This window comes from Brevibacillus brevis (genome assembly GCF_022026395.1).
Taxonomy (GTDB): Bacteria; Bacillota; Bacilli; order Brevibacillales; family Brevibacillaceae; genus Brevibacillus.
The window spans coordinates 3,678,334-3,701,077 of record NZ_CP041767.1 but is presented as its reverse complement, the minus strand read 5'-3'; the positions used below and the strand labels follow the sequence as shown (position 1 = coordinate 3,701,077).

The following is a 22,744-nucleotide window of genomic DNA, read 5'->3' as shown; positions in this document are numbered from 1 at the left end:
AATGCTATGAACATTAAGTTAGCAGAGTTAGAGCACCGAAAAGGAGAGCCGTTGCCATTCCAGGTAACCTTGGAAGCAGATGAGCTAAAGAAGCGTCATCATGAGATTCGCGGGATTAGTCCTGTGACTGCGAGTGGTGAAGCCGTTCAGCTGGGCAATCTCTATTACGTAAAAGGAAGCATGAAGGCAGACGTGAATTTTGTCTGCGCGAGATGCTTGAATCCTTTTGTCGATCAGGCAACAGTAGATTTCTCTGAGACATTTGCGCTTGCGGATGATCCAATCCTGCAAGATGACGAGGACAGCGATATCCTTCCTTTGGAAGGCGATGAAATCGAGCTGGACTCGCTGTTGCAAGAGGACTTCTTACTGGCAATGCCGACCTTCCCGCTTTGCGAGGAGGATTGCAAAGGTCTGTGCCCGACTTGCGGTGTGAACCGTAACGAAGTGGCATGCAGCTGCAAGAATGAGCGTGTTGACCCGCGTTTGGCTGGGTTGGCTGACTTTTTCAAAGACAGCAAATAAGTATTCTTACTGTATTCAAGATGATTCGCCGACCATTCGTGGCAGCGTCTCATTTTTGAAGGATGGCATAAGCATTTTGCCTATACTGTCCACCCAATAGAGCTTCTTAGCATTTGTCAGTTGAAGGAGGTGTAAGGAAGATGGCAGTACCTCAACGGAGAACTTCCAAAACCCGTAAAAGAATGCGTCGTACGCACTTCAAATTAGAGATTCCAGGCATGATCAAATGCGATAATTGCAGCGAATACAAGCTTGCGCATCGTGTTTGCCCAAGCTGCGGTCACTACAAAGGCGTGAAAGTAGCGAAGTAATATTCGCTGCTAAGAAAGCAAGGTGAGAAATCGCCTTGCTTTTTTTGTTCCTTCCTATTGCTTATCATTACTTACAAATGCTTATTATCACTTGTGTAAATAACTTAAATGACTTATAATGTAGTCAAGATAAGGATGGGGTTGAGGCTTCGTGTTTCAAGAGGAGAGGTTGGCTGCAATTCTTGCGTATCTGCAGGAGCACCAGCGAATCAGTGTGCAAGAAGTAGTTGAGCAGTTTGGGGTTTCCCGTGACACAGCGAGGCGTGATATCGTCAAGCTGGAGGAGCAGGGACAAATCCTGCGGACCAGGGGAGGAGCAGTACTGCCCAGCCTCAACAAAAAGAACTACTCCCATCAGGAACGAATGCAGCTTGATTTGACAGGAAAGCGCAGTATTGCGACAGCGGCGGCCCGTCTGATCAAAGATGGCGATTATTTGCTGCTCGATGCGTCCACAACTGTTCAGCTTACGGTGGAATCGTTGCAGACCCGCGATCATGTCATCATCACGAATTCATTAGCGACTGCCGCCAGTATGTCCCGAAAAGATGGCGTTCTTGTCAAGCTTTTGGGCGGAGACGTACATGCAGAGGATCAATGTGTGCTCGGTACACGCGTGATTCAAAACCTCGCTGATTTTCATGTTGATAAAGTGCTGGTTGGTGCATGCGGTCTTACAAAGGAAGGGCTCATGTCCACGCAGGAGGATCACGGCTTTCTGATCAAAGAAATGATCAAGCGGGCCGATCAAGCCATCATCCTCACTGACCATACCAAGTTTGGAAAAAGCATGTTGTATCGCGTTGCAGGTTTTGACCAGATCGATATTATCGTGACTGATAAGCTGCCTGAAAAGGAAATAGCTGAGGCTTTGCACGCTAACGATGTAGAGGTGATTGTAGCTTCCACATGAAGCTATTGATCCATAAAAAAGAGGATAAGTTCCATTTGGCTGGCGTGAATGGGTGACCAGCGTGACAGCAAATGGATTTATCAGAAAGAGTCCTTCAAATGGGAAGGACTCTTTCTTTTTTTCTTGCATTTGTGTACCGCCCCTGCTATTCTGGTAATCCTGACTTTTCCAAGAGGAGGGTTCTATGGTCTATTGGCGGATTATTCGCAAGAGCTATCGTCGAAATCTTCAGTATCGTTTATCGCATGTCGTCAACAATGTCGCAAGCTCGATTTTTGGGCTTGTTTTTATTGCCATTTGGACGGGTGTCCTTTCTGGAAAACAAGTATATGGCCCGTATGATGTCAAAACGATGGGGTATTACATCGCGATTTGCCAAAGCGTTCTCTGGATGACAACTTTTCTGTCCCCAGGTCTGAATGTGCAAATAGCGGTAAGGAGCGGGGCTGTCAGTCTGGATATGATCAAGCCTGTTCATTATCTCTGGTACATGCTCAGTCAGGAGTTTGGACGACTTTTGTACAATGCTTGTTACCGAAGTGTTCCGATTGGCTTGCTGCTAGGATTAGCGGTAGGCTTCTTTTTTCCCTCCCATCTGTTCACTTACTTCTGGTTTATCCTCTCGCTTCTGCTAGGAACGTACGTAGGCATGTTACTCTTTTATCTCGCGGGCATTTCTTCCTTCTGGACCACAGAAATCCGCTGGGTACATCTCATTCTTTTGTCGTTGATCTTTGGGTTAGGTGGACAAATGATTCCGATCGACTTGATGCCCGGGATGATTGGAAAGGTAGCGCCTTATTTGCCCTTTTCCGCGATGATTTATTATCCAGTCATGACCTTGCTAGAGCTTGCTCCTCCTTATGGCATGCTAGTCCAAGCTGGATGGGCGCTCGCTTTAACGGTAGTTGCTTTATTGGTGACGAACATGGCAAGAAGAAAGCTAGAAATTCAAGGAGGATAACCATATGTTTGCCCTCTATCGCAAACTGATTGCGGCCAGCATTCGCTCGCAAATGCAATACAAGATAAATTTTGTCACGAGCGCTGCCACGACCGGAATGATTATGGTGCTTGATTTTATTATTCTCTCTGCGATTTTGTACCGATTTCACGATGTGGTCGGGTGGAATATTTACGAGGTTGGGATGCTTTACGGGATTTCCTCGGCATCTGTCTCCTTGTATCGACTGTTTGCTCCGGAAATTAACGACTTTGAGAAGTACATCGTACAAGGGGAGCTCGATCAATTGCTCATCCGGCCTGTTTCACCTTTGCTTCTGCTATTGACACGTAATCTTGATTTATCGAGAGTGGGAGGGTTGGTGCAAGGGGTGTCTGTTTTGGTCATCTCCTTGTCGGGTCTTGCGGCGGAAGGGCAATCGATCATGGGGTTGGTGCTATTCTCACCGGTTGCCATTTTGTCTGGCGGAGTGATCTATTTCTCCATTGGTCTTGCTACGGCTGGGGTCGCCTTTTGGACGCATCAGATGAAAGACATGCTGACCTTTACCATTTATGCACCAGCCAATGCTTCCAATTATCCGATCGGGCTATATCCAAACTGGCTCAAATGGCTCTTTTTCTCAGCGATTCCGATTGCGTATATGAATTATTTGCCAATGTTGACGCTGTTGGGCAAAGGGGGCGAATGGTTTTATCCGATACTCACCCCAGTAGCTGCAGCGAGTGCTTTTTATTTCGCTCGTATGCTGTGGAATGTCGGGATTCGACACTACCATAGTACAGGGAGCTAAGGAGGGGTAACATGATAGAAGCAGAGCACATCGAAAAATCATTTTTCCTGAATCAAGCGAAGGAGGGGCGCTTTGCTTCTCTACGAACACTCTTTTCTCGTGAACGAAGGGAAGTCAAAGCCGTCCACGATATCTCCTTTTCCATTGACAGAGGCGAGTTCGTGGGATATATCGGGCCGAATGGCGCTGGAAAATCGACGACAATCAAAATGCTGGCGGGAATTCTTCATCCCAGTCAGGGGGAAATACGAATAGGTGGATATAGTCCGCAGCGGGAAAGAATTCAAGTAGCCTCGCAGATCGGAGTAGTATTCGGGCAGCGAACACAGCTATGGTGGGATTTGCCAGTCAGAGATTCCTTCGAAATTTTGCAAGCGATGTACAAAATTGACGACAGCGCGTATCGGCGATCGATGGAGGTGTATCAGGAACTGCTGGACCTCCATGAATTCCTTGATACGCCAGTGCGTAAATTGTCGTTAGGACAACGGATGAGAGCTGATTTGGCGGCGGCGCTGCTGCATGATCCGCCTGTCCTGTTTTTGGACGAGCCTACGATTGGGTTGGATGTGGTCGCGAAGACTCGCATCAGAGCTTTTTTGAAAGAAGTGAATCAGACCCAGAAGAAGACGATTCTTTTGACGACTCATGATATGGATGATATTGAACAACTCTGCAACCGGATTATCGTGATCAATCATGGCAAAAAGATGATGGATACGAGCTTGGCTGATTTGCGACACCAGATAGGGCTGCCAAGCCTCATACGAATCGAATTTCGACAACCGCCTGAAAAGCTTTACGAGCTAGAGGGAATTGAGCGGATGGAGCTATCTGAGAATGTGCTTTCGATTTACTTCGACAAAGGAAAAATTTCTTCGCCGCGAATCCTTGCCGAGGTGGCGAGTTGGGGTGAGCCTTTGGACATCCAGATGAAAGAACCGGGGATTGAGGAGATCATTCGTCTCATTTACCGTTAGGGATGGCTACCTAATTTCGTGATCGATACTTGTAATTCCACATCTTCTCCCGTATACTGTGTTTTGGTACCAGGTATTAAAAACAGATCGCAATCATACATAGTACAACTGAATCCTGCTTAAGGGGGTGTTCAGCATCGCCCGCTTGCCAAAAAAAGATCGCCAGTCCCGCTTAGTGCAGTATCTGGCGGATAACCCATTTGCGACGGACGAAGATCTGGCTGAGTTATTTCGTGTCAGTATTCAAACCATACGCTTAGACAGACTGGAATTAGGCATACCGGAGCTGCGTGAACGAATCAAGACAGTCGCAGAGAAAAGTCTTGATCCTGTAAAATCATTGGGCATCGATGAAATCATCGGTGAGATTATTGATCTACAGCTCGATTCACAGGCCATTTCCGTATTGGAAATTAAAGAAGAGCATGTTTTTTCGAAAACACAAATTGCCCGAGGGCATTATATATTTGCTCAGGCCAACTCATTGGCAGTTGCCGTAATCAACGCAGAGGTAGCGTTGACAGCTACAGCGAGAATCCGCTTTGTCCGTCCTGTACGAGCAGGGGAAAAGCTGGTTGCAAAAGCAGTGGTGAGGAGCCGTAACGGCGACGAATGCAAGGTGCGTGTAGAGACGAAGGTTCAGGGTGAATTGGTCTTTACGGCAACCTTCCGTGTAGTAGAAATGTCGAGCTACCATAACAGCATGGATGAGGAGTAAGGAGGAGTCACGGTTGCGAATTGCAGTGGATGCGATGGGCGGCGATCACGCACCGAAGAGTACAGTATTAGGGGCGCTTGCTGCCATCAAGGAAAACCCGGCCATTACAGTTGTATTGGTGGGAGATGAACAGGCTATTCGGAACCACTTGCCGCAGGATATTCCGGCAAATATTGAAATTGTTCCTGCAGCGGAAGTGATTTTGCCAGATGATGAACCGGTTCGAGCAGTTCGGCGTAAGAAAAATTCTTCGCTGGTTGTAGCTGTTGAGATGGCGCGCGAGAAAAAAGTTGACGCGATGATCTCGGCTGGGAATACGGGTGCTTTAATGACAGCGGGCTTGCTGTACGCAGGTCGCATGGATGGAATCGAGCGCCCGGCGCTTTGTGCCTATATCCCGAATACAAAAGGCCGTGTAACACTGACGCTGGACGTCGGAGCCAATATGGATGCCAAGCCGCATCAGCTTGTCCAGTACGCGCTGATGGGGAGCTTGTACGCTGAAAAAGTGTTGGGCTTCAAGCAGCCGACAGTAGGCTTGCTGAATGTCGGAACGGAAGAAGGAAAAGGGAATGAATTGACGAAAGCCGTTTTTCCTCTCCTTCAAGAAGCTGACTTGAACTTTGTAGGAAATGTGGAAGCACGCGATGTTATGCAAGGAGCCTGTGATGTGCTCGTATGCGACGGCTTTGTAGGAAATGTTTTGTTAAAGGCCGTAGAGGGTGCTGCCTCCACAATCTTTTCGCAGTTAAAGCAGGAGTTTACTTCCAGCCTGATTAATAAGCTAGGAGCTGCCATTCTGAAACCAGGATTGGTACGCTTTAAAAAGAAAATGGATTATGCGGAATACGGTGGTGCTCCCTTGCTGGGACTGAAATCCCCTGTGATCAAGGCCCACGGTTCCTCAAATGAGCGTGCGATGAAAAACGCGATTGTCAGTGCAACGCGGTTTATTCAGCAGGACGTGAACGAGATTATCCAGCAATCATTACAGAAAAATACTTTGGGAGAAAGCGAGTGAAGCAGATGAGTACAAAGCGTTCAGTAGGAATTTTGTCTACAGGCTCTTATACCCCGGAGCGGGTGTTGACGAACTTTGATCTGGAGAAAATGGTGGAAACCTCTGATGAGTGGATTGTTTCCCGTACCGGAATCAGAGAACGCCGCATTAGCTCACCGGAGCAAGCTTCCTCCGACTTGGCTTACGAGGCTGCCAAAGAAGCGCTCGAGAAAGCAAACATCAGCGCGGAACAGCTGGATATGATCATTGTCGCAACTGTAACGCCTGACATGTCGTTCCCGTCTACTGCTTGCTTGCTGCAAGAAAAGCTGGGTGCTACACGTGCGGCTGCCATGGATCTTTCCGCGGCTTGCACAGGCTTTTTGTACGGAATTACAACAGCGACTCAGTTCATCCAAAACGGTTTGTATAAAAAAGTATTGGTCGTAGGCGTTGAGACCTTGTCCAAAATTACGAATTACAAAGATCGAAATACATGCGTCTTGTTCGGAGACGGTGCAGGTGCGGCTGTTATCGGTGAAGTTACTGAGGGATACGGCTTCCAGTCCTTTGAGCTCGGTGCAGATGGATCAGGCGGGTCCCTCTTGTGCTTGCCAGCAGGTGGTTCCAGAACGCCTGCATCTGCTGAGTCTGTCGAACAAGGCCTGCATTATCTCTACATGGCAGGCGGAGAAGTTTTCAAATTCGCCGTTCGCGTCATGAATTCTGCAACAGAGGCTGTCTTGTCCAAAGCGGGCGTATCGAAGGATGAGATCGACCTGTTGGTACCGCATCAGGCAAACAAACGAATCATCGACTCTGCCGTACAGCGCTTTGGTTTGTCTGAGGATAAAGTAGCGATCAACCTGGATCGTTATGGAAACATGTCCTCTGCGTCTATTCCTGTAGCGTTGGATGAAGCAGTAAAGGCTGGTCGTGTAAAAGAAGGCGATAACCTGATCCTGGTTGGGTTTGGTGGCGGCTTGACTTGGGGAGCGACGCTCTTGAAGTGGTGCACGACTCCGGCAGAAGGGAGCAAGTAGGAATGGGAAAAGTAGCCTTTGTTTTTCCGGGGCAAGGTTCACAATTTGTAGGAATGGGGCAAGCTCTCTCCGAACAATCGGAAGCGGCCCGTCATATATTTGAGCAGGCTGATGAAGCACTCGGCTTTTCCTTGTCGGGACTGTGTTTTGCAGGACCAGAAGAGGAATTGAAGCTGACAGCAAACACACAGCCAGCTATTTTGACAGCAAGCATCACTGTTTTCGCAGCATTGAAAGAAAAGTTGCCTGACTATAAGCCTGCGTTCGTAGCAGGTCATAGCTTGGGTGAGTATTCTGCTTTGGTCGCGGCAGGGGCTTTGTCCTTTGCAGATGCAGTCAAAACTGTGCGAGCTCGTGGTCAGTTCATGGAAGAAGCGGTGCCAGCGGGACAAGGTGCTATGGCTGCTGTCTTGAACATGGATCGCGCGGCACTGCATGCGGTTTGCGAAGAGGTAACAGCAGCTGGACATCCTGTTCAATTAGCGAACATGAACTGCCCAGGGCAAATTGTCATCTCTGGTTCTGCTGAAGGTGTGAAGTTGGCCGGTGAAAAAGCGAAGGAAGCGGGCGCAAAGCGTGTCCTTCCATTGAATGTAAGCGGTCCGTTCCACTCGAGCTTGATGCAGCCGGCAGCAGAGAAGCTGCAAGCTGTCTTGGCTGGCGTTACGGTACAAGAAGCGACCGTGCCTGTTGTGGCAAACGTAACGGCTAGACCAGTATCTGAGGCTACAATCATTGTAGATCAATTGGTTCAACAAGTTTCCGCTCCAGTTTTGTGGGAGGATTCTGTACAATGGATGGTCGAAGCAGGGGTGACAACCTTTGTGGAAATCGGTCCAGGAAAAGTTTTGGCCGGTTTAATCAAGAAAATCGCACCAGCGGATACGACGATTATCTCTGTGCAGGACATGGATTCGCTTACTGAGCTTTTGAACGGAGGGGTACTATGTTAACAGGAAAAACAGCACTGGTCACAGGGGCTTCCCGTGGTATTGGGCGTGCAATTGCATTGAAGCTGGCAGAAGCTGGCGCGAATGTAGTTGTCAATTACGCAGGTAGTGAAGCGGCAGCGAGTGAGACTGTTTCCCTTATTAAAGAAATGGGCCGCGATGCCATCATGATTCGTGCGAACGTTTCTTCTACAGAAGATGTCAACGACATGTTCAAAGCTGCTTTGGATCATTTTGGTGCAATTGATATTCTCGTGAACAATGCGGGAATCACTCGCGACAACTTGATTATGCGCATGAAAGAAGACGAGTGGGATGATGTCATTGCGACGAATCTGAAGGGTGTATTCAACTGCGTAAAGGCAGCGACCCGCCCAATGATGAAGCAGCGTTCAGGCAAAATCATCAACATCACTTCTGTGGTAGGTGTTTTGGGGAACGCTGGACAAGCTAACTACGTAGCTGCAAAAGCTGGGGTTATTGGCTTGACGAAGACAGCTGCTCGTGAGCTCGCAAGTCGCAATATCACGGTGAATGCTGTTGCCCCAGGATTTATTGATACAGAAATGACTGCTGTATTGCCGGAGGATGTCAAAGCAGGACTCACAAGCCAAATTCCGCTTGCCCGCTTGGGACAAACAGATGATATCGCATCTGTCGTGTTGTTCCTGGCATCCGACGCAGCCAACTACATGACAGGGCAGACCCTGCACGTAGACGGCGGAATGTACATGTAGGAAGAAAACCATCGCGCGTTTTCTGAAAACTGGTTTTTTGAAAGCTCATCCACTATAATACGGGAGAGGGGGTGAAGCAAGATGGCAGATACTTTGGAGCGTGTGAAGAAAATCATCGTCGATCGTCTGGGTGTAGATGAGTCCAAAATTACTTTGGAAGCTTCTTTCAAAGAAGACCTGGGCGCTGACTCCCTGGATGTGGTTGAACTCGTAATGGAACTCGAAGATGAGTTTGATTTAGAGATTTCCGACGAAGATGCTGAAAAGATCACTTCTGTTGGTGAGGTTGTTAAATACATAGAATCTCACAAGTAGGTTGATCTGTTGGAAGTCCCGTACCATACGGGACTTCTCCTTCAATAGCCACCTGTACATAATTCAAATAAATACACGTTTTGCATGCAGTGAATGTAAGAAGCTGACTGCTGACTTTCATATAGAGGTGATTGTAATGAAACGCAGAGTGGTGATTACTGGCGTTGGTGTCGTTTCTCCAGTAGGGAATGACGCGCAGACTTTCTGGAACAGCTTGCTGGAAGGAAAATCAGGCATTGACCGTGTGGCTGCCTTTGACGCTTCTGATTATCCAACACAAATTGCAGGCGAAGTGAAAAACTTCGATCCTGAGCAGTATATGGACAAGAAAGATATCCGACGTACAGACCGATTCGTTCAGTTTGGATTAGCTGCTGCCAAAATGGCTGTAGAAGATGCAAAACTGGAGATCACGCCAGAAAATGCGGAACGAGTGGGTGTATACATCGGGTCCGGAATCGGTGGTCTGACTACATGGGAAGAACAGCATTCCGTCTTGTTGGAAAAAGGACCGCGTCGTGTGAGTCCATTCTTCATACCGATGCTGATTGCGAACATGGCGTCTGGTGCAGTATCTATTCAATACGGTGCAAAAGGACCAACATCCAGTGCGATTACCGCTTGTGCGACAGGTACAAATGCGATCGGTGATGCACTGCGTCTGATCCAGTTCGATCACGCAGATGTCATGATCGCAGGTGGAGCAGAAGCAACGGTGCGTCCAATGGCATTTGCAGGCTTTTGCTCGGCAAAAGCGATGTCCACCAGAAACGATGAGCCGCAAAAAGCGAGCCGTCCGTTTGACCAAGATCGCGATGGCTTCGTAATGGGCGAAGGTGCTGGTGTTCTGATTCTGGAAGAGCTTGAGCATGCGAAAAAACGTGGAGCAACGATCATCGCGGAAGTCATTGGCTACGGGATGAGTGCAGATGCTCACCATATTACTTCTCCATCTCCTGGTGGCGAAGGGGCAGCGCGTTGCATGGCGAGCGCACTGAAAGACGCTGGCGTTGATCCAACAGAAGTCCAATATATTAATGCACATGGTACTTCTACTGACCAAGGAGATATCGCAGAAACACAAGCGATCAAGCGTGTGTTTGGCGAGCACGCATACAAATTGGCTGTCAGCTCGACCAAATCGATGACAGGCCATTTGCTGGGTGCTACTGGTGGAGTCGAGGCAATCGCGACGGCATATGCGCTGCGTGATCAAGTACTGCCTCCAACAATCAACTTGGAAAACCCGGATCCAGAATGTGATCTGGATTATGTTCCGAACCATGCGCGCAAGGCGACCGTCCATGTGGCTGTTTCCAATACATTTGGATTCGGCGGTCACAACGCAACGATTGTCCTGAAGCGATACGAAGCATAAATGAGCCCTACTGATAGAAATAGTAGGCAGTCTCCTGGAATGGTGGTGAGGGTGATGAATTTTGCACAGCTGCAAGAAACGATAGGCTTTCGCTTTCGCGATGAAAGCGTTTTGCGGCAGGCATTCACCCATTCTTCCTACGTGAACGAGCAACGCGGCAAACGAATATCAGACAATGAGCGGCTAGAGTTTTTGGGGGATGCTGTGCTGGAGTTGACCGTCTCCCAGTTTTTGTATAAAACTTTTCCGAAGATGAGTGAAGGGGAAATGACGAAGCTGCGTGCAGCCATTGTCTGTGAACCTTCTCTCGTCAAGTTTGCTGAACTGTTGAATTTTGGCGATCTCGTATTGCTGGGAAAAGGGGAAGAGCTGACAGGTGGACGTCAGCGACCAGCCTTGCTAGCGGACGTTTTTGAGGCGTTTGTAGGTGCGCTTTACTTGGACCAGGGGTTGGACGCAGTCTTTTCCTTTATGGAAAAATACGTGTACCCGCGCATCGACAAGGGAGAGTTTGCCCAGGTAACCGACTTCAAGAGCCAGTTGCAGGAATTTGTTCAACAAGACAATCTGGGAGACATCCATTACCGAATTGTAGAAGAAAAAGGACCAGCTCATAATCGAGAATTCGTATCTGAGGTGCTTTTGAACAATCGTTCGCTTGGCATCGGCTCTGGCCGCTCCAAAAAAGAAGCGGAACAGCAAGCTGCTGCACGAGCGTTGGTCAAGCTGGGGGATAAATAATCACTCGTCAGCGAGAAGGGCTGCATCATCTGCTACAAGATGGTGCAGCTTTTTTCTTTCGGGTGGGAAACATAGGGAAAATACTGCGAGATGACCGCTATCTATGATACACTTACCTACAGATGACCATGTAGGCTCGTAGTAGGTAGCTCCTGTTCGATGCAGGGGCTTCTTTTCGGGTACCATCCGTTCCTTGCATGTTTGTAAGTCTGTCAATTTGACAGGCAGTCTTGGATGGTTTCTTAAGGAGGACCGTACGTATGTATTTGAAACGCCTGGAGCTGGCTGGATTCAAATCCTTTGCCGATCGCACGGAATTGGAATTTGTACCAGGGGTAACAGCCGTAGTGGGACCGAATGGAAGTGGGAAAAGTAACGTTTCTGATTCGATCCGCTGGGTGCTGGGGGAACAGAGCGCGAAGTCGTTGCGTGGAGCGAAAATGGAAGACATTATTTTTGCGGGCAGTGACAAGCGCAAGCCAGTGAATTTCGCAGAAGTGACACTCACCTTGGACAATACAGATCGTTCGCTCGATGTGGAATATTCGGAGGTATCCGTTACCCGCAGAGTGTATCGTTCTGGTGACAGTGAGTATTACATAAACAACAGATCCTGCCGTCTAAAAGACATTATGGAGCTGTTCATGGATACGGGGCTGGGTAAAGAAGCGTATTCCATTATCGGTCAAGGAAAAATTGAGGAAATTCTCAGTACCAAGTCCGAGGATCGCCGTGGAATATTTGAAGAAGCGGCCGGAATCGTCAAATACAAAACACGCAAGCGCGAGGCGGAGAAAAAGCTCGATGACACCGAGCAAAATCTGGTGCGTATTCACGATATCGTCAGTGAAATTACGGAGCAGATCGGGCCTTTGCAGGAGCAGGCAGAGACAGCCAAGACGTACAAGGAGCTTCATCGCCAGCTGGTTGAGCATGAAGTTGCTCTTTACGTGCAGCAAATTGAAGCAGCTCATACGAAGTGGGAAGCAGCCACCGGACGGGTAGAGGAACTCAAGCACCTGTTAATCGGACAAACGACCGAAGCATCCAAACAAGAAGCTGATCTGGAGCAAGCGCGTTTTCATGTCACCCAGATCGACCAATCTATCGAAGAACTGCAACAAGTACTTTTGACAGTCAGTGAAGAGACGGAAAAAGTCGAAGGACAACGTGAGGTATTGCGAGAGCGTATGCGCAATCTCAATGCCAATCGCCAGCAGACGATGGAGCAGATGCATCGGATTACCGAGAAGCAGCACGGGCTTGAGGCAGAATTGGCAGAAGAACAAGAGCGGGCCAAGGAAGCGGATCGCCGCATGACCGAAGCCCACGCTTCGCTGCAAGAAGCAGAAGGTCAATTTTTTTCCATGGTGCAATCACTGACAGATGACGTGGAGCGTTTGAAGAGTGATTACTTCGAAAAGCTCAACGAAATGGCGAATCTGCGCAACGAAAATCGTCATCAAGAGCAGCTACTCAAGACAAGCGAGGCCAGAGTCGAACGTCAATTGTCTGGAAAAAAACAGCTTGATGAAGAAGAAGAGCAGCGATTAGCTCAGTTGAGCCAACTCCAAGATCAGCTGGAGAACATCGTTTCTACCATTCAAGAAACTGGCGTCAGATACAAAGAGCTGGTCGAGGGTATGCGTGAAGGACAAGCCCGTCTTGAAACAGCCCGTCGGGAGCTGCGCAACTGGGAACAAAAGCGGGAAGCAGCGAAGTCTCGTTTTGACCTGTTAAAAGAAATGCAGTCGGAATTCGCAGGGTTTCAGCAAGGGGTAAAAGAAATTTTGAAAGCACGCGAGCGGGGCTTCAAAGGGATCCATGGAGCGGTCGCTGAGCTCGTTGTTGTGCCACAGCAATATGAGACAGCGATGGAGGTCGCATTGGGTGGCGCACTGCAAAACGTCGTCGTGGACAACGAAGCATCTGGTCGTGCAGCCATTGCTCACTTGAAGCAACACAATGCAGGTAGGGCAACATTTCTACCGCTCGATGTCATCCGTCCTCGTACCTTGCAGGCAAGCGATAAGCGCCAGCTTGAGGAGGAGAGTGGAGTCGTCGGAATCGCGAGTGAGCTCGTGACTTTTGAAGAAGCGTACCGACCCATCCTCGAAAGTCTTTTGGGGAATGTCATTATTACGGAAAAGCTGGAGCAGGCAAACCGTGTAGCCCGTACGCTTGGCTACCGCTATCGCGTCGTGACGCTGGAAGGTGATATCGTAAATGCTGGCGGTTCCATGACAGGGGGGGCATTGAAAAAGAACAGCACGAACCTGCTTGGGCGCAACCGTCAATCAGAAGAGCTGGAAGCGCAGCTGGTAGAAATCGACCAGGCAATTTCTGGGCATACTACCCTTATGGAGCAGCTGACGAAAGAACTGGCGCAAATGCAGCAGGAGCAAGAAGCTCTGCGGACAGAGGGCGAAAGTCTGCGACTGAAAGAACAGGAAGTAAAAGGACTCTTGCAGCAAAAGGAATCGGAAGGCAGATCCTTAGGCGAGCGAGCAAAGCTTGTTGAACAAGATATTGAGAGCTATCGCCGCGAGATGGAAGAAGCCAAACGCAAGCAAGAGCAGCTGCAAGCCTCTTTGACTGCCATGGAGCAAGAGGAAAAAGAGCTCAGTGCACAGATCGCAGAAGCAGAGGCGAAACGTCAAGAGCAGCTCGAATCCAAAGAAGAAATGAATCAAAAAATAACAAGTCTCAAAGTATTGAATGCGCAGGTCAAGCAAGAGTATCAATCACGCTTGGAGCAAACAGAACGATTGCTGGAGCAAAAAAGCCAATTGCAGCGAGAATGGGAAGAACAAAACGCGAATTTGGCATCTCTTGATGAGCTGGAGCGTACGAACGAATCGTCCGGGCTAGAGCTGGATCAGCGCATTAGCGAATTGCGCCAGGATAAAGACCGTGTAGCTGGTTTGATTCAAGAGCGGAGAAGTGAGCGGGCGACTCTCTTTTACAAACAGGAGCAAGTAGAACAGCAGGTGAAAGAAATCCGCCGCGAGGTTAAATCGCTCGAGGAAAAGCTTCATCAGGAAGAAGTAAAAGTCAACCGCAACGAGGTAGAGCTCGACCATCTGTTGAATAAACTCTCCGAAGAATACGAAATGAGCTACGACCTTGCGAAGCAAAAATACCCGGCACGTGGCGAGATTCAGGAAGAGACACAAGTGGTCAATCGTCTCAAAAAGCAAATTGGGGCACTTGGCACTGTGAACCTTGGTGCGATTGAGGAATATGAGCGCTTGGCCGAGCGTCAGCAGTTCTTAAGCTCGCAGGAAGCTGATTTGAATGAAGCAAAAGATATGCTCTATCAAGTGATCCAAGAAATGGACGCAGAGATGTCGCGCCGTTTCAAAGAAACATTTGATGCGATCTCGGAGCAGTTCCGCGACGTGTTTGTCCAACTGTTTGGAGGAGGACGCGCAGATCTTGTACTCTCCAACCCAGATAACCTGCTTGAGACGGGCATCGATATCGTGGCGCAGCCACCTGGCAAGAAGCTGCAAAATCTTGCGCTCTTGTCCGGGGGCGAACGTGCTTTGACTGCGATGGCCTTGCTATTTGCCATCCTGCGTGTGAAGCCAGTGCCATTCTGTGTATTGGATGAGGTAGAAGCCGCTTTGGATGAGGCGAACGTTAACCGTTTCGCCGAGTACATGCACCATTTCAGCAACCAGACGCAGTTTATTTGCGTCACACACAGAAAAGGCACCATGGAGAGCGCAGACGTGCTATACGGTATCACGATGCAGGAGGGCGGCGTGTCCAAACTCGTCTCCGTCAAGCTAGAGGACAGTGACAAGTTTGTTGAATCTGCCTCTTAAAGGGATCTGCTATTCAATCGATATTACCCGCAAAGGAAGATGAACATGAGTTTTTTCAAGCGCCTTCGTGATGCTATTGTCCAAAAGTCCGAAGAGGTCACCCAGAAGTTTACGGATGGTTTGGCTAAGACGAGAGACCTGCTAGTAGAAAAAGTCGAGGATCTGGTACGTCGCTACAAAAAGATCGACGATGACTTTTTCGATGAATTAGAAGAAATTTTGATTACGTCCGATGTGGGCGTCAATACCGTCATGGAGCTCATTGACGACCTGCGGACAGAAGTGCGCAAGCAAAAAATCGAGAATGCGATCGACCTGCAGCCCATTCTCTCAGAAAAACTGGTTGCCCTTTTGAAAAATGATGATGCGGCGGATACGTCTCTGAATGTAGAGGACGGTCGTCTGAACGTCATTTTGTTCGTAGGGGTAAATGGAGTAGGGAAAACGACTACGATCGGTAAAATGGCGCATATGTTCAAGCAGCAAAACAAAAAAGTGCTGCTGGCAGCAGGTGACACGTTCCGCGCAGCAGCGATTGAACAGCTGGAGGTTTGGGGAGAGCGTGTAGGAGTTGATGTAATCAAGCAGCAACAAGGCTCTGATCCGGCTGCAGTGATTTACGATGCGATTCAGGCAGCGAAATCCCGACAGGTTGATGTGCTGTTGTGCGATACCGCAGGCCGCTTGCAAAACAAAGTCAATCTGATGGAAGAGCTGGCGAAGGTACACCGCGTATTGCAGCGCGAATTGCCAGGAGCTCCGCACGAGGTTTTGCTTGTTTTGGACGCTACGACTGGGCAAAATGCGCTTTCACAGGCGAAAACGTTTGGACAGTCTGCTGGAGTAACAGGTTTAGTCCTGACCAAGCTGGATGGTACAGCAAAGGGTGGTATCGTCATTGCGATTCGCAACGAGCTGAACATTCCGGTGAAATACGTCGGGTTGGGTGAAAGAATGGATGACTTGCAGCAGTTTGATCCTGAGCAATTTGTTCATGCGCTATTTGCTGGATTGATCCAAAAAGATGAAACAGAAGAGCAGGAAAATGCGTAAAAACATAGTGTTTCAAAGATAAAAAAATGATGTCAATAAAAAACCTTGACACTAGGTGTGGAATTAGGTACTATAATCTACGTGCTGTAAAGAAAAAGTCTTTACAGTTTGAAACGAGTACCTCATAGCAAAGGATTGGTTTCATGTTAGAAAAGACCAATCAAGTCAATCTCTTGTTTGACTTTTACGCGCCGCTACTCAAGGGCAAGCAGCGAGAATATCTTGAGCTGTATTATCTGGACGATTTATCGCTCGGAGAAATTGCCGAGATGCATGAGGTCAGCCGCCAAGCTGTTTATGATCATATCAAGCGAGCAGAGAAGCAACTGTTTGAATACGATCAGAAGCTTCGCCTCGCTGAGCGTCATGAAAAACGCATGGACGTGTTGAATCGCATGAATGAACTTGTAAATGAGCTTTCGGAGAGCGAGACAAGAGACGAGCTGAACACTTTGCTCCACCAACTGTCAGAGATGGATTAGGAGGGCTCGCATGGCGTTTGAGAGCTTAGCCAATCGGCTGCAAAACGCGTTTGACAAACTGCGCGGCAGAGGGAAAATAGACGAGACCATCGTGAATGAAGCGATGCGTGAAGTTCGTCTGGCCTTGCTGGAAGCAGACGTTAACTTTAAAGTAGTAAAAGACTTCGTTGCTCGTGTCAAGGAGCGCGCAGTCGGTCAGGAAGTCATGAAAAGCTTGACGCCTGGTCAAATGGTGATAAAGATCGTGAATGAAGAACTGGTCGCTCTGATGGGTGGCAACGTCGCTCAGCTCACGATGGCTCACCGCCCGCCGACCGTCATTATGATGGCAGGTCTGCAAGGGGCAGGTAAAACAACCACAACCGGTAAGCTGGCCAAGTATTTGCAAAAGCAAAACCGCAAGCCGCTTCTGGTAGCGGGCGACATTTACCGTCCTGCTGCGATCAAGCAGCTTCAGGTTTTAGGGGACCAACTCAATGTTCCCGTCTTCACTCTCGGTGATCAAGTCAGTCCTGTCGATATCGCTCGCCAAGCGATTGAACACGCGAAGACGAATCATCTCGACGTAGTCCTCATCGATACTGCAGGTCGCCTGCATATTGACGAAGCGCTGATGGACGAGTTGAAGCAGATTCGCGAGGTAACCAAGCCCGATGAGATTTTACTCGTCGTGGACGCGATGACAGGTCAAGATGCCGTCAATGTAGCAGAGAGCTTCAATAGCCAGCTCGAACTGACTGGTGTGGTTCTCACGAAGCTCGATGGTGATACTCGAGGCGGTGCGGCACTGTCCGTCAAGGCTGTCACTGGCAAGCCGATCAAATTCGCGGCGATGGGTGAAAAGCTAGATGCGCTCGAACCGTTCCATCCGGATCGTATGGCTTCTCGTATTTTGGGTATGGGGGACGTACTCAGCCTGATTGAAAAAGCACAGGCATCCGTGGATGAAGACAAAGCACGCGATATGGAACGCCAAATGCGCCAAGGTGAGTTTACCTTCGACATGTTCCTGGATTCCATGCAGCAGCTTCGCAACCTGGGTCCTTTTGAAGACATTCTCGGCATGCTGCCAGGAATGAACAAGATGAAGGGCAAGATGAACGTGGATGAAAAGCAGATTGCCCGCGTTGAAGCGATCGCCAAATCCATGACCAAACAAGAGCGCGCGAATCCTGATTTATTGAATGCCAGCCGTCGCAAGCGCATCGCAAGCGGAAGCGGAACGAGTATTCAAGAAGTCAATCGTTTCCTCAAGCAGTTCGAGGAAATGAAAAAGATGATGAAGCAATTCTCAGGCGCTGCTGACAAAATGGTCAAGAAGTCGAAGAAAAAAGGCTTCGGATTACCTTTCATGGGAAAAGGCGGAGGCAACAACCAGGGCGGGATGAACTTCCCCTTTAACTTCAAGCCGCCGTTCAAGTAAGTAGGCATGATCTCTTCGCGACACTGACTTGTCAGCTGGCCGCGATGGTTCAGATATAGTAGCACCAACGCAGATGCTCTTCTAGCGTTGATTAATACAGGAGGTGACACAACATGGCAGTAAAAATCCGTCTGAAGCGTATGGGTTCCAAGAAAGCTCCTTTCTACCGTGTAGTAGTAGCTGACTCCCGTTCCCCACGCGATGGCCGTTTCATTGAAGAAATCGGTTACTACAATCCGGTTGCACAACCGGCAGTGGTGAAAATTGATACCGACAAAGCGGTACAATGGATCCTGAATGGTGCAGCTCCAACTGACACCGTTCGTAACCTTCTCTCCAAAGAAGGCGTACTCGCAAAAGTACACGAAACCAAATACGGCAAATAAGTCGGTCTTCTGGAGGTTTGATGATGAAAGCGCTGGTCGAAACGATCGCTAAAGCTCTCGTCGATCATCCGAATGAGGTTCGTGTTAACGCAGTGGACAAAGAGCGAACTCTCGTCTTTGAATTGTCGGTACACCCTGATGATATGGGGAAGATTATTGGCAAGCAAGGTCGAATCGCGAAAGCCCTGCGCACGGTCGTGATCGCCGCATCCGTGGAAACGGACAAGCGTGTCACGGTTGAAATTGTATGAAAAAAGACTGGGAGCTTTCCCAGTCTTTTTTCTAGTATCCAAGATGCTCATAGACCATGATGATTTTTCCGAAAGGAGTGGCGAAGGTGCTTACTATATTTCGGACGGTACAGGTTAAACTGATCATTACGGAAGCATCACGGGCTGCTCTCATTGATCAGTATAGCCAGCGACTTCGTTTGCAGCGTAAAGAATGGGAGCAGTGGCAGTTTCAATCCAAAAAGTTATTAACCGAGGCGAAGAAAAAGTCTGCGGATACATATGCGTTGGCCCAAGAAAAAATCGCGCAGGAAGAGCGTCGACGCAAGGAAAAGATAGATCACCTGACATATACCCTCCAGCAGGTAGAAAATCTTCCAGAGGGAAGCGAGGTCGATTACCAGACAGTTCAAAGCCCTGTCTCGATTCAAGAGGGCGATGTCTGGGATGAAATGATGTCCGGAACGGAAATCATGATAAAAGATGGCCTGGTACATGAGATTCGGCTACAAACAAAAAATGGGAACAAGGAAAAGGAGGAATGAACACGTTGAGCCAAAATAGTTTTTACGGAGTAGGCAAACTGGTTAATACGCATGGCCTGCGTGGTGAAGTGCGCGTAACACCAACGACTGACTTTCCAGATCAGCGTTTTCGCAAAGGAAATGAGCTGTACTTGTTCCACCCGACACTTAGTGAGCCGCTAAAATTGAAAATCGCTTCTCGTCGCCCGCATAAAAATTTTGAGATTGTGAGCTTTCAAGGCTATGAGCATATTAACGATATCGAAAAGTACAAGGGCGGAGAATTGAAAATTCCAGAGGAAGCCCTGATGGAATTAGAAGAGGACGAGTTCTACATTCATCAGCTCGTCGGCTGCGTTGTAGTAACCGACGAGGGCGAAGAACTGGGCAAAATCGTGGATGTTATGCAGCCAGGAGCAAACGATGTGTGGGTAGTGAAGGGAAAACGCGGAGAAATCCTGTTGCCGTATATCGACGAATGCATCAAGGAAGTGGATATCGCGAACAAACGTGTGGTCTGCCATCTAATGGAAGGCTTGCTGTAGGAGGAACTTCAGATGCGGATCGATATTTTTACGCTCTTTCCCGAAATGTTTACAGGTGTTTTATCCAGCAGCATTTTGGGCAAGGCAAGCGAAAAAGAACTGGTTGATTTTCACGTCACCAATTTTCGCGATTTCTCTGAGAGCAAGCACGGTACGGTAGATGACACCCCTTATGGCGGTGGCGGAGGAATGGTCCTGAAGCCCGAGCCGTTGTTCCGGGCTGTAGAAGCCTTGACTGGAGAGAAAAAACCACGAGTGATTCTGATGTGTCCACAGGGTGTGCCTTATCATCAGAAGCTGGCAGAAGAGTTAGCGCAAGAAGAGCATCTTGTCTTCATCTGCGGTCATTATGAAGGGTACGACGAGCGAATTCGGGAGCATCTCGTCACGGATGAAATCTCGATTGGCGATTACGTTCTGACCGGGGGAGAGCTTGCGGCGATGGTGGTCATTGACAGTGTCGTTCGTCTGCAACCAGGAGCGTTGGGAAACCAAACGTCAGCCGTTGAGGACTCCTTTTCAACGGGACTGCTCGAATACCCACATTACACACGACCGGCTGAGTTTCGCGGCTGGAAAGTGCCAGACGTACTGTTGTCAGGCCATCACGCCAATATTGAAAGCTGGCGGTTAAAAGAATCGCTGCGTCGAACAAAAGCACGGCGTCCAGATTTGTTGGAGAAGCTCGCGCTGACAGATGAAATGAAAAAGCTATTGGCTGAATTAGAGCAGGAAAAAAAGTAGGGAACAAATAGGGGAAGAGTCTTGTAGTTTTGTGCCCGCTATGTTAATATACTTCTTGTGGCAATTTTGCCCGCTGACTAAGGCGGTCCGCTACTCGTAACGCAGCCCAAGCGGCTGGACCTATGGGTTAGACGAGTAAGAACGTCTATCGGAAGGAGGAAATTCAAATGAACCAAATTATCCGTGAACTGGAAAAAGCGCAATTGAAACAGGACATTCCTGCGTTCCGACCTGGTGACACTGTTCGTGTACACGTTAAGGTTATCGAGGGTCAGCGTGAGCGTATCCAGCTGTTCGAAGGCGTATGCATTCGCCGTCGCGGTACAGGTATCAGCGAAACATTTACAGCTCGTAAGATTTCTTACGGCGTAGGTGTTGAGCGTACATTCCCAGTACACACGCCTAAGATCGACAAGATCGAAATCGTGCGTCATGGTAAAGTACGTCGTGCGAAACTGTACTATCTGCGCGATCGCGTAGGTAAAGCAGCTCGTATTAAAGAAATTCGTCGATAAGCGTAACGCTTAGAAAGAGGACTGGCCTGCTTGCCAGGCCTCTTTTTTCCATTTAGCGATCTTGAAATAAAATAGTTCATCTTGACATATGTTACAGCTAAGGTTGGACGAGCTTTCATGGGAGGATCGTAAGTCATGAGCGAAGAAATTACCTCCAGTCATAAGAAGAAAAATGAACTATGGGAATGGATAAAGGCACTTGGGATCGCCTTAATCTTGGCGTTTCTCATTCGTACCTTTTTGTTCGCCCCGTTTATTGTAGAAGGCGAATCCATGGAAAGTACATTACATAACAGCGAAAAATTAGTGGTGAACAAGGCGCTTTACTTTTTGCAAGATCCGAAACCTGGTGAAATCATCGTGTTCCATGCTGAAAAGGAGCGAGATTACATCAAAAGAGTCATTGCTGTTGAGGGTGATACAGTAGAGGTCAAAAACGATCAGCTGCTTGTCAATGGCAAAGTGGTAGAGGAACCGTATCTTGCACAATCGAAAGAACAAGCGAAGCAGCAGGGAGAGCCGTTCTTTACCCACGATTTTCCCCCGGTCCAAATACCAGCAGACCATATCTTTGTGATGGGCGACAACAGGTTGAACAGTCATGACAGCAGAGCGATCGGTCCTGTTGCCGTCAGTACGGTTGTTGGCAGAGCTGAATTTACTTTTTGGCCGGTTGCGGGAATTCGCTTGACAAGATAACGCAAAGCTTCAAGGTAGGTGAGACATCATGACGATCCAATGGTTTCCTGGCCATATGGCTAAAGCACGTCGTCAAGTAACGGAAAAGCTGAAATTAATCGATGTAGTCATCGAGCTTCTCGATGCACGTCTGCCGCTTTCCAGCCGAAATCCGATGATTGACGAGATTGTCAGTGATAAACCACGTTTGATATTACTAAACAAAGCAGATTTGGCAGATGAACGGGCAACAGATGAGTGGATTGCTTATTTTCGCAAGCAAGGCATTCGTACGTTGCCGATTGATGCCCTGAGTGGAAAAGGTGTCAGCAAGCTGCCAGAAATGTGTAAGGAGCTAGCAGCTGACATGCTGGCAAAGCGCAGTGAGCGTGGGATGCAAGGTCGTGCCATCCGTATCATGATCTTGGGTATCCCGAATGTCGGCAAGTCTTCCCTCATTAACCGCTTGTCCAAGCGCTCGGTAGCAGCCACTGGTGATCGACCAGCGGTAACCAAGGCGCAACAATGGGTAAAAATGGGCGATACACTGGAGCTTCTCGATACGCCTGGTATTCTTTGGCCGAAATTTGAAGATCAGATGGTAGGCCTGCGATTGGCGGCAAGTGGGGCAATTAAAGATGAGCTCATCGATTTTACGGAGGTAGCATTATTTGTCATCAGCTACATGATGCATTACTATCCGGAACGCCTGATCGAACGCTTCAAGCTAAAAGAATTGCCTGAGGATCGAGTAGAGATGCTCGAAGAAATCGGGAAGAAGCGCGGATGTCTCGTTTCTGGCGGAAATATCGATTACGACAAGGCAGCGGAAATTTTCCTGCGTGAGCTGCGTTCCGGTAAGCTGGGAACGATCTCTGTCGAGCGCCCGATTGACTGGGAAATGGACGAACCGATTGGTAAGCCAGTGTCTTTTCCAGAATAAGCTTCCCAGCCATCAAAAAC

At 48.6% G+C, this 22,744-nt stretch carries 26 protein-coding genes; all 26 read left to right on the top strand.

Annotation, left to right across the window (positions count from 1 at the left end):
- The first annotated feature begins 6 nt into the window (after positions 1-6).
- The 26 genes from FO446_RS17640 (at position 7) to ylqF (ending at position 22,724) form a co-directional block, all read left to right on the top strand.
- Positions 7-525: a YceD family protein gene (locus tag FO446_RS17640; protein WP_221868388.1), complete on the top strand. Its 519-nt coding sequence runs from the start codon at positions 7-9 to the stop codon at positions 523-525.
- Positions 526-665: 140 nt separating this feature from the next.
- On the top strand, positions 666-836 hold the full coding sequence (rpmF, locus tag FO446_RS17635) for a 50S ribosomal protein L32 (RefSeq protein WP_005834357.1): 171 nt from the start codon (positions 666-668) through the stop codon (positions 834-836).
- A gap of 151 nt (positions 837-987) precedes the next feature.
- Positions 988-1,749 carry a DeoR/GlpR family DNA-binding transcription regulator gene (locus FO446_RS17630; RefSeq protein WP_221868387.1) on the top strand — a complete coding sequence of 254 codons (762 nt, stop codon included), beginning with the start codon at positions 988-990 and terminating at the stop codon, positions 1,747-1,749.
- A gap of 184 nt (positions 1,750-1,933) precedes the next feature.
- The gene (locus FO446_RS17625; protein WP_173608059.1) at positions 1,934-2,713 is read left to right on the top strand and encodes an ABC transporter permease; all 780 of its coding nucleotides are present in this window, start codon (positions 1,934-1,936) and stop codon (positions 2,711-2,713) included.
- A 4-nt stretch (positions 2,714-2,717) separates the two neighbouring features.
- Entirely contained in the window at positions 2,718-3,506 is a 789-nt protein-coding gene (locus FO446_RS17620) for an ABC transporter permease (protein ID WP_237898636.1), read from the top strand.
- Positions 3,507-3,517: 11 nt separating this feature from the next.
- The gene (locus tag FO446_RS17615; RefSeq protein ID WP_173608057.1) at positions 3,518-4,486 is read left to right on the top strand and encodes an ABC transporter ATP-binding protein; all 969 of its coding nucleotides are present in this window, start codon (positions 3,518-3,520) and stop codon (positions 4,484-4,486) included.
- A 127-nt stretch (positions 4,487-4,613) separates the two neighbouring features.
- Positions 4,614-5,204, top strand: a complete 591-nt coding sequence (fapR, locus tag FO446_RS17610) for a transcription factor FapR (protein ID WP_088908224.1) — start codon at positions 4,614-4,616, stop codon at positions 5,202-5,204.
- Positions 5,205-5,217: 13 nt separating this feature from the next.
- Entirely contained in the window at positions 5,218-6,225 is a 1,008-nt protein-coding gene (plsX, locus tag FO446_RS17605; protein WP_173608056.1) for a phosphate acyltransferase PlsX, read from the top strand.
- 5 nt (positions 6,226-6,230) lie between these two features.
- Positions 6,231-7,247 (top strand): beta-ketoacyl-ACP synthase III, encoded by a 1,017-nt coding sequence (locus FO446_RS17600; RefSeq protein WP_173608378.1) that lies wholly within the window; start codon positions 6,231-6,233, stop codon positions 7,245-7,247.
- Positions 7,248-7,249: 2 nt separating this feature from the next.
- Positions 7,250-8,200: an ACP S-malonyltransferase gene (gene fabD, locus FO446_RS17595; protein WP_237898634.1), complete on the top strand. Its 951-nt coding sequence runs from the start codon at positions 7,250-7,252 to the stop codon at positions 8,198-8,200.
- A complete protein-coding gene (gene fabG / locus FO446_RS17590) occupies positions 8,194-8,934 on the top strand; it encodes a 3-oxoacyl-[acyl-carrier-protein] reductase (protein WP_173608054.1) in 741 nt (246 codons plus the stop codon). The genes fabD and fabG overlap by 7 nt, the downstream gene beginning before the upstream one ends.
- Before the next feature lie 81 nt (positions 8,935-9,015).
- Positions 9,016-9,249 carry an acyl carrier protein gene (gene acpP / locus FO446_RS17585; protein WP_005834336.1) on the top strand — a complete coding sequence of 78 codons (234 nt, stop codon included), beginning with the start codon at positions 9,016-9,018 and terminating at the stop codon, positions 9,247-9,249.
- 136 nt (positions 9,250-9,385) lie between these two features.
- The gene (gene fabF, locus FO446_RS17580) at positions 9,386-10,627 is read left to right on the top strand and encodes a beta-ketoacyl-ACP synthase II (protein ID WP_173608053.1); all 1,242 of its coding nucleotides are present in this window, start codon (positions 9,386-9,388) and stop codon (positions 10,625-10,627) included.
- 54 nt (positions 10,628-10,681) lie between these two features.
- The gene (gene rnc, locus FO446_RS17575) at positions 10,682-11,368 is read left to right on the top strand and encodes a ribonuclease III (protein ID WP_026043146.1); all 687 of its coding nucleotides are present in this window, start codon (positions 10,682-10,684) and stop codon (positions 11,366-11,368) included.
- 260 nt (positions 11,369-11,628) lie between these two features.
- Positions 11,629-15,201 (top strand): chromosome segregation protein SMC, encoded by a 3,573-nt coding sequence (gene smc / locus FO446_RS17570; protein WP_173608051.1) that lies wholly within the window; start codon positions 11,629-11,631, stop codon positions 15,199-15,201.
- Positions 15,202-15,246: 45 nt separating this feature from the next.
- Positions 15,247-16,254 carry a signal recognition particle-docking protein FtsY gene (ftsY, locus tag FO446_RS17565; protein ID WP_144614433.1) on the top strand — a complete coding sequence of 336 codons (1,008 nt, stop codon included), beginning with the start codon at positions 15,247-15,249 and terminating at the stop codon, positions 16,252-16,254.
- A gap of 143 nt (positions 16,255-16,397) precedes the next feature.
- Entirely contained in the window at positions 16,398-16,736 is a 339-nt protein-coding gene (locus FO446_RS17560; RefSeq protein ID WP_016743283.1) for a putative DNA-binding protein, read from the top strand.
- A 10-nt stretch (positions 16,737-16,746) separates the two neighbouring features.
- Positions 16,747-18,159 (top strand): signal recognition particle protein, encoded by a 1,413-nt coding sequence (gene ffh, locus FO446_RS17555; RefSeq protein ID WP_047067995.1) that lies wholly within the window; start codon positions 16,747-16,749, stop codon positions 18,157-18,159.
- 113 nt (positions 18,160-18,272) lie between these two features.
- Positions 18,273-18,545, top strand: a complete 273-nt coding sequence (gene rpsP / locus FO446_RS17550; RefSeq protein ID WP_047067992.1) for a 30S ribosomal protein S16 — start codon at positions 18,273-18,275, stop codon at positions 18,543-18,545.
- Positions 18,546-18,568: 23 nt separating this feature from the next.
- Positions 18,569-18,796 (top strand): KH domain-containing protein, encoded by a 228-nt coding sequence (locus FO446_RS17545; protein ID WP_007719711.1) that lies wholly within the window; start codon positions 18,569-18,571, stop codon positions 18,794-18,796.
- A gap of 86 nt (positions 18,797-18,882) precedes the next feature.
- Positions 18,883-19,320 carry a YlqD family protein gene (locus FO446_RS17540; protein ID WP_173608050.1) on the top strand — a complete coding sequence of 146 codons (438 nt, stop codon included), beginning with the start codon at positions 18,883-18,885 and terminating at the stop codon, positions 19,318-19,320.
- Positions 19,317-19,844 carry a ribosome maturation factor RimM gene (rimM, locus tag FO446_RS17535; protein ID WP_173608049.1) on the top strand — a complete coding sequence of 176 codons (528 nt, stop codon included), beginning with the start codon at positions 19,317-19,319 and terminating at the stop codon, positions 19,842-19,844. Before FO446_RS17540 ends, rimM begins: the two co-directional genes overlap by 4 nt.
- Positions 19,845-19,856: 12 nt before the next feature.
- Positions 19,857-20,588, top strand: a complete 732-nt coding sequence (trmD, locus tag FO446_RS17530) for a tRNA (guanosine(37)-N1)-methyltransferase TrmD (RefSeq protein WP_056486459.1) — start codon at positions 19,857-19,859, stop codon at positions 20,586-20,588.
- A 167-nt stretch (positions 20,589-20,755) separates the two neighbouring features.
- Positions 20,756-21,103 carry a 50S ribosomal protein L19 gene (gene rplS, locus FO446_RS17525; RefSeq protein ID WP_015891886.1) on the top strand — a complete coding sequence of 116 codons (348 nt, stop codon included), beginning with the start codon at positions 20,756-20,758 and terminating at the stop codon, positions 21,101-21,103.
- Between the two features lie 135 nt (positions 21,104-21,238).
- On the top strand, positions 21,239-21,802 hold the full coding sequence (lepB, locus tag FO446_RS17520) for a signal peptidase I (protein WP_221868383.1): 564 nt from the start codon (positions 21,239-21,241) through the stop codon (positions 21,800-21,802).
- A gap of 28 nt (positions 21,803-21,830) precedes the next feature.
- Positions 21,831-22,724 (top strand): ribosome biogenesis GTPase YlqF, encoded by an 894-nt coding sequence (ylqF, locus tag FO446_RS17515; protein WP_007719698.1) that lies wholly within the window; start codon positions 21,831-21,833, stop codon positions 22,722-22,724.
- Positions 22,725-22,744 lie beyond the last annotated feature (20 nt).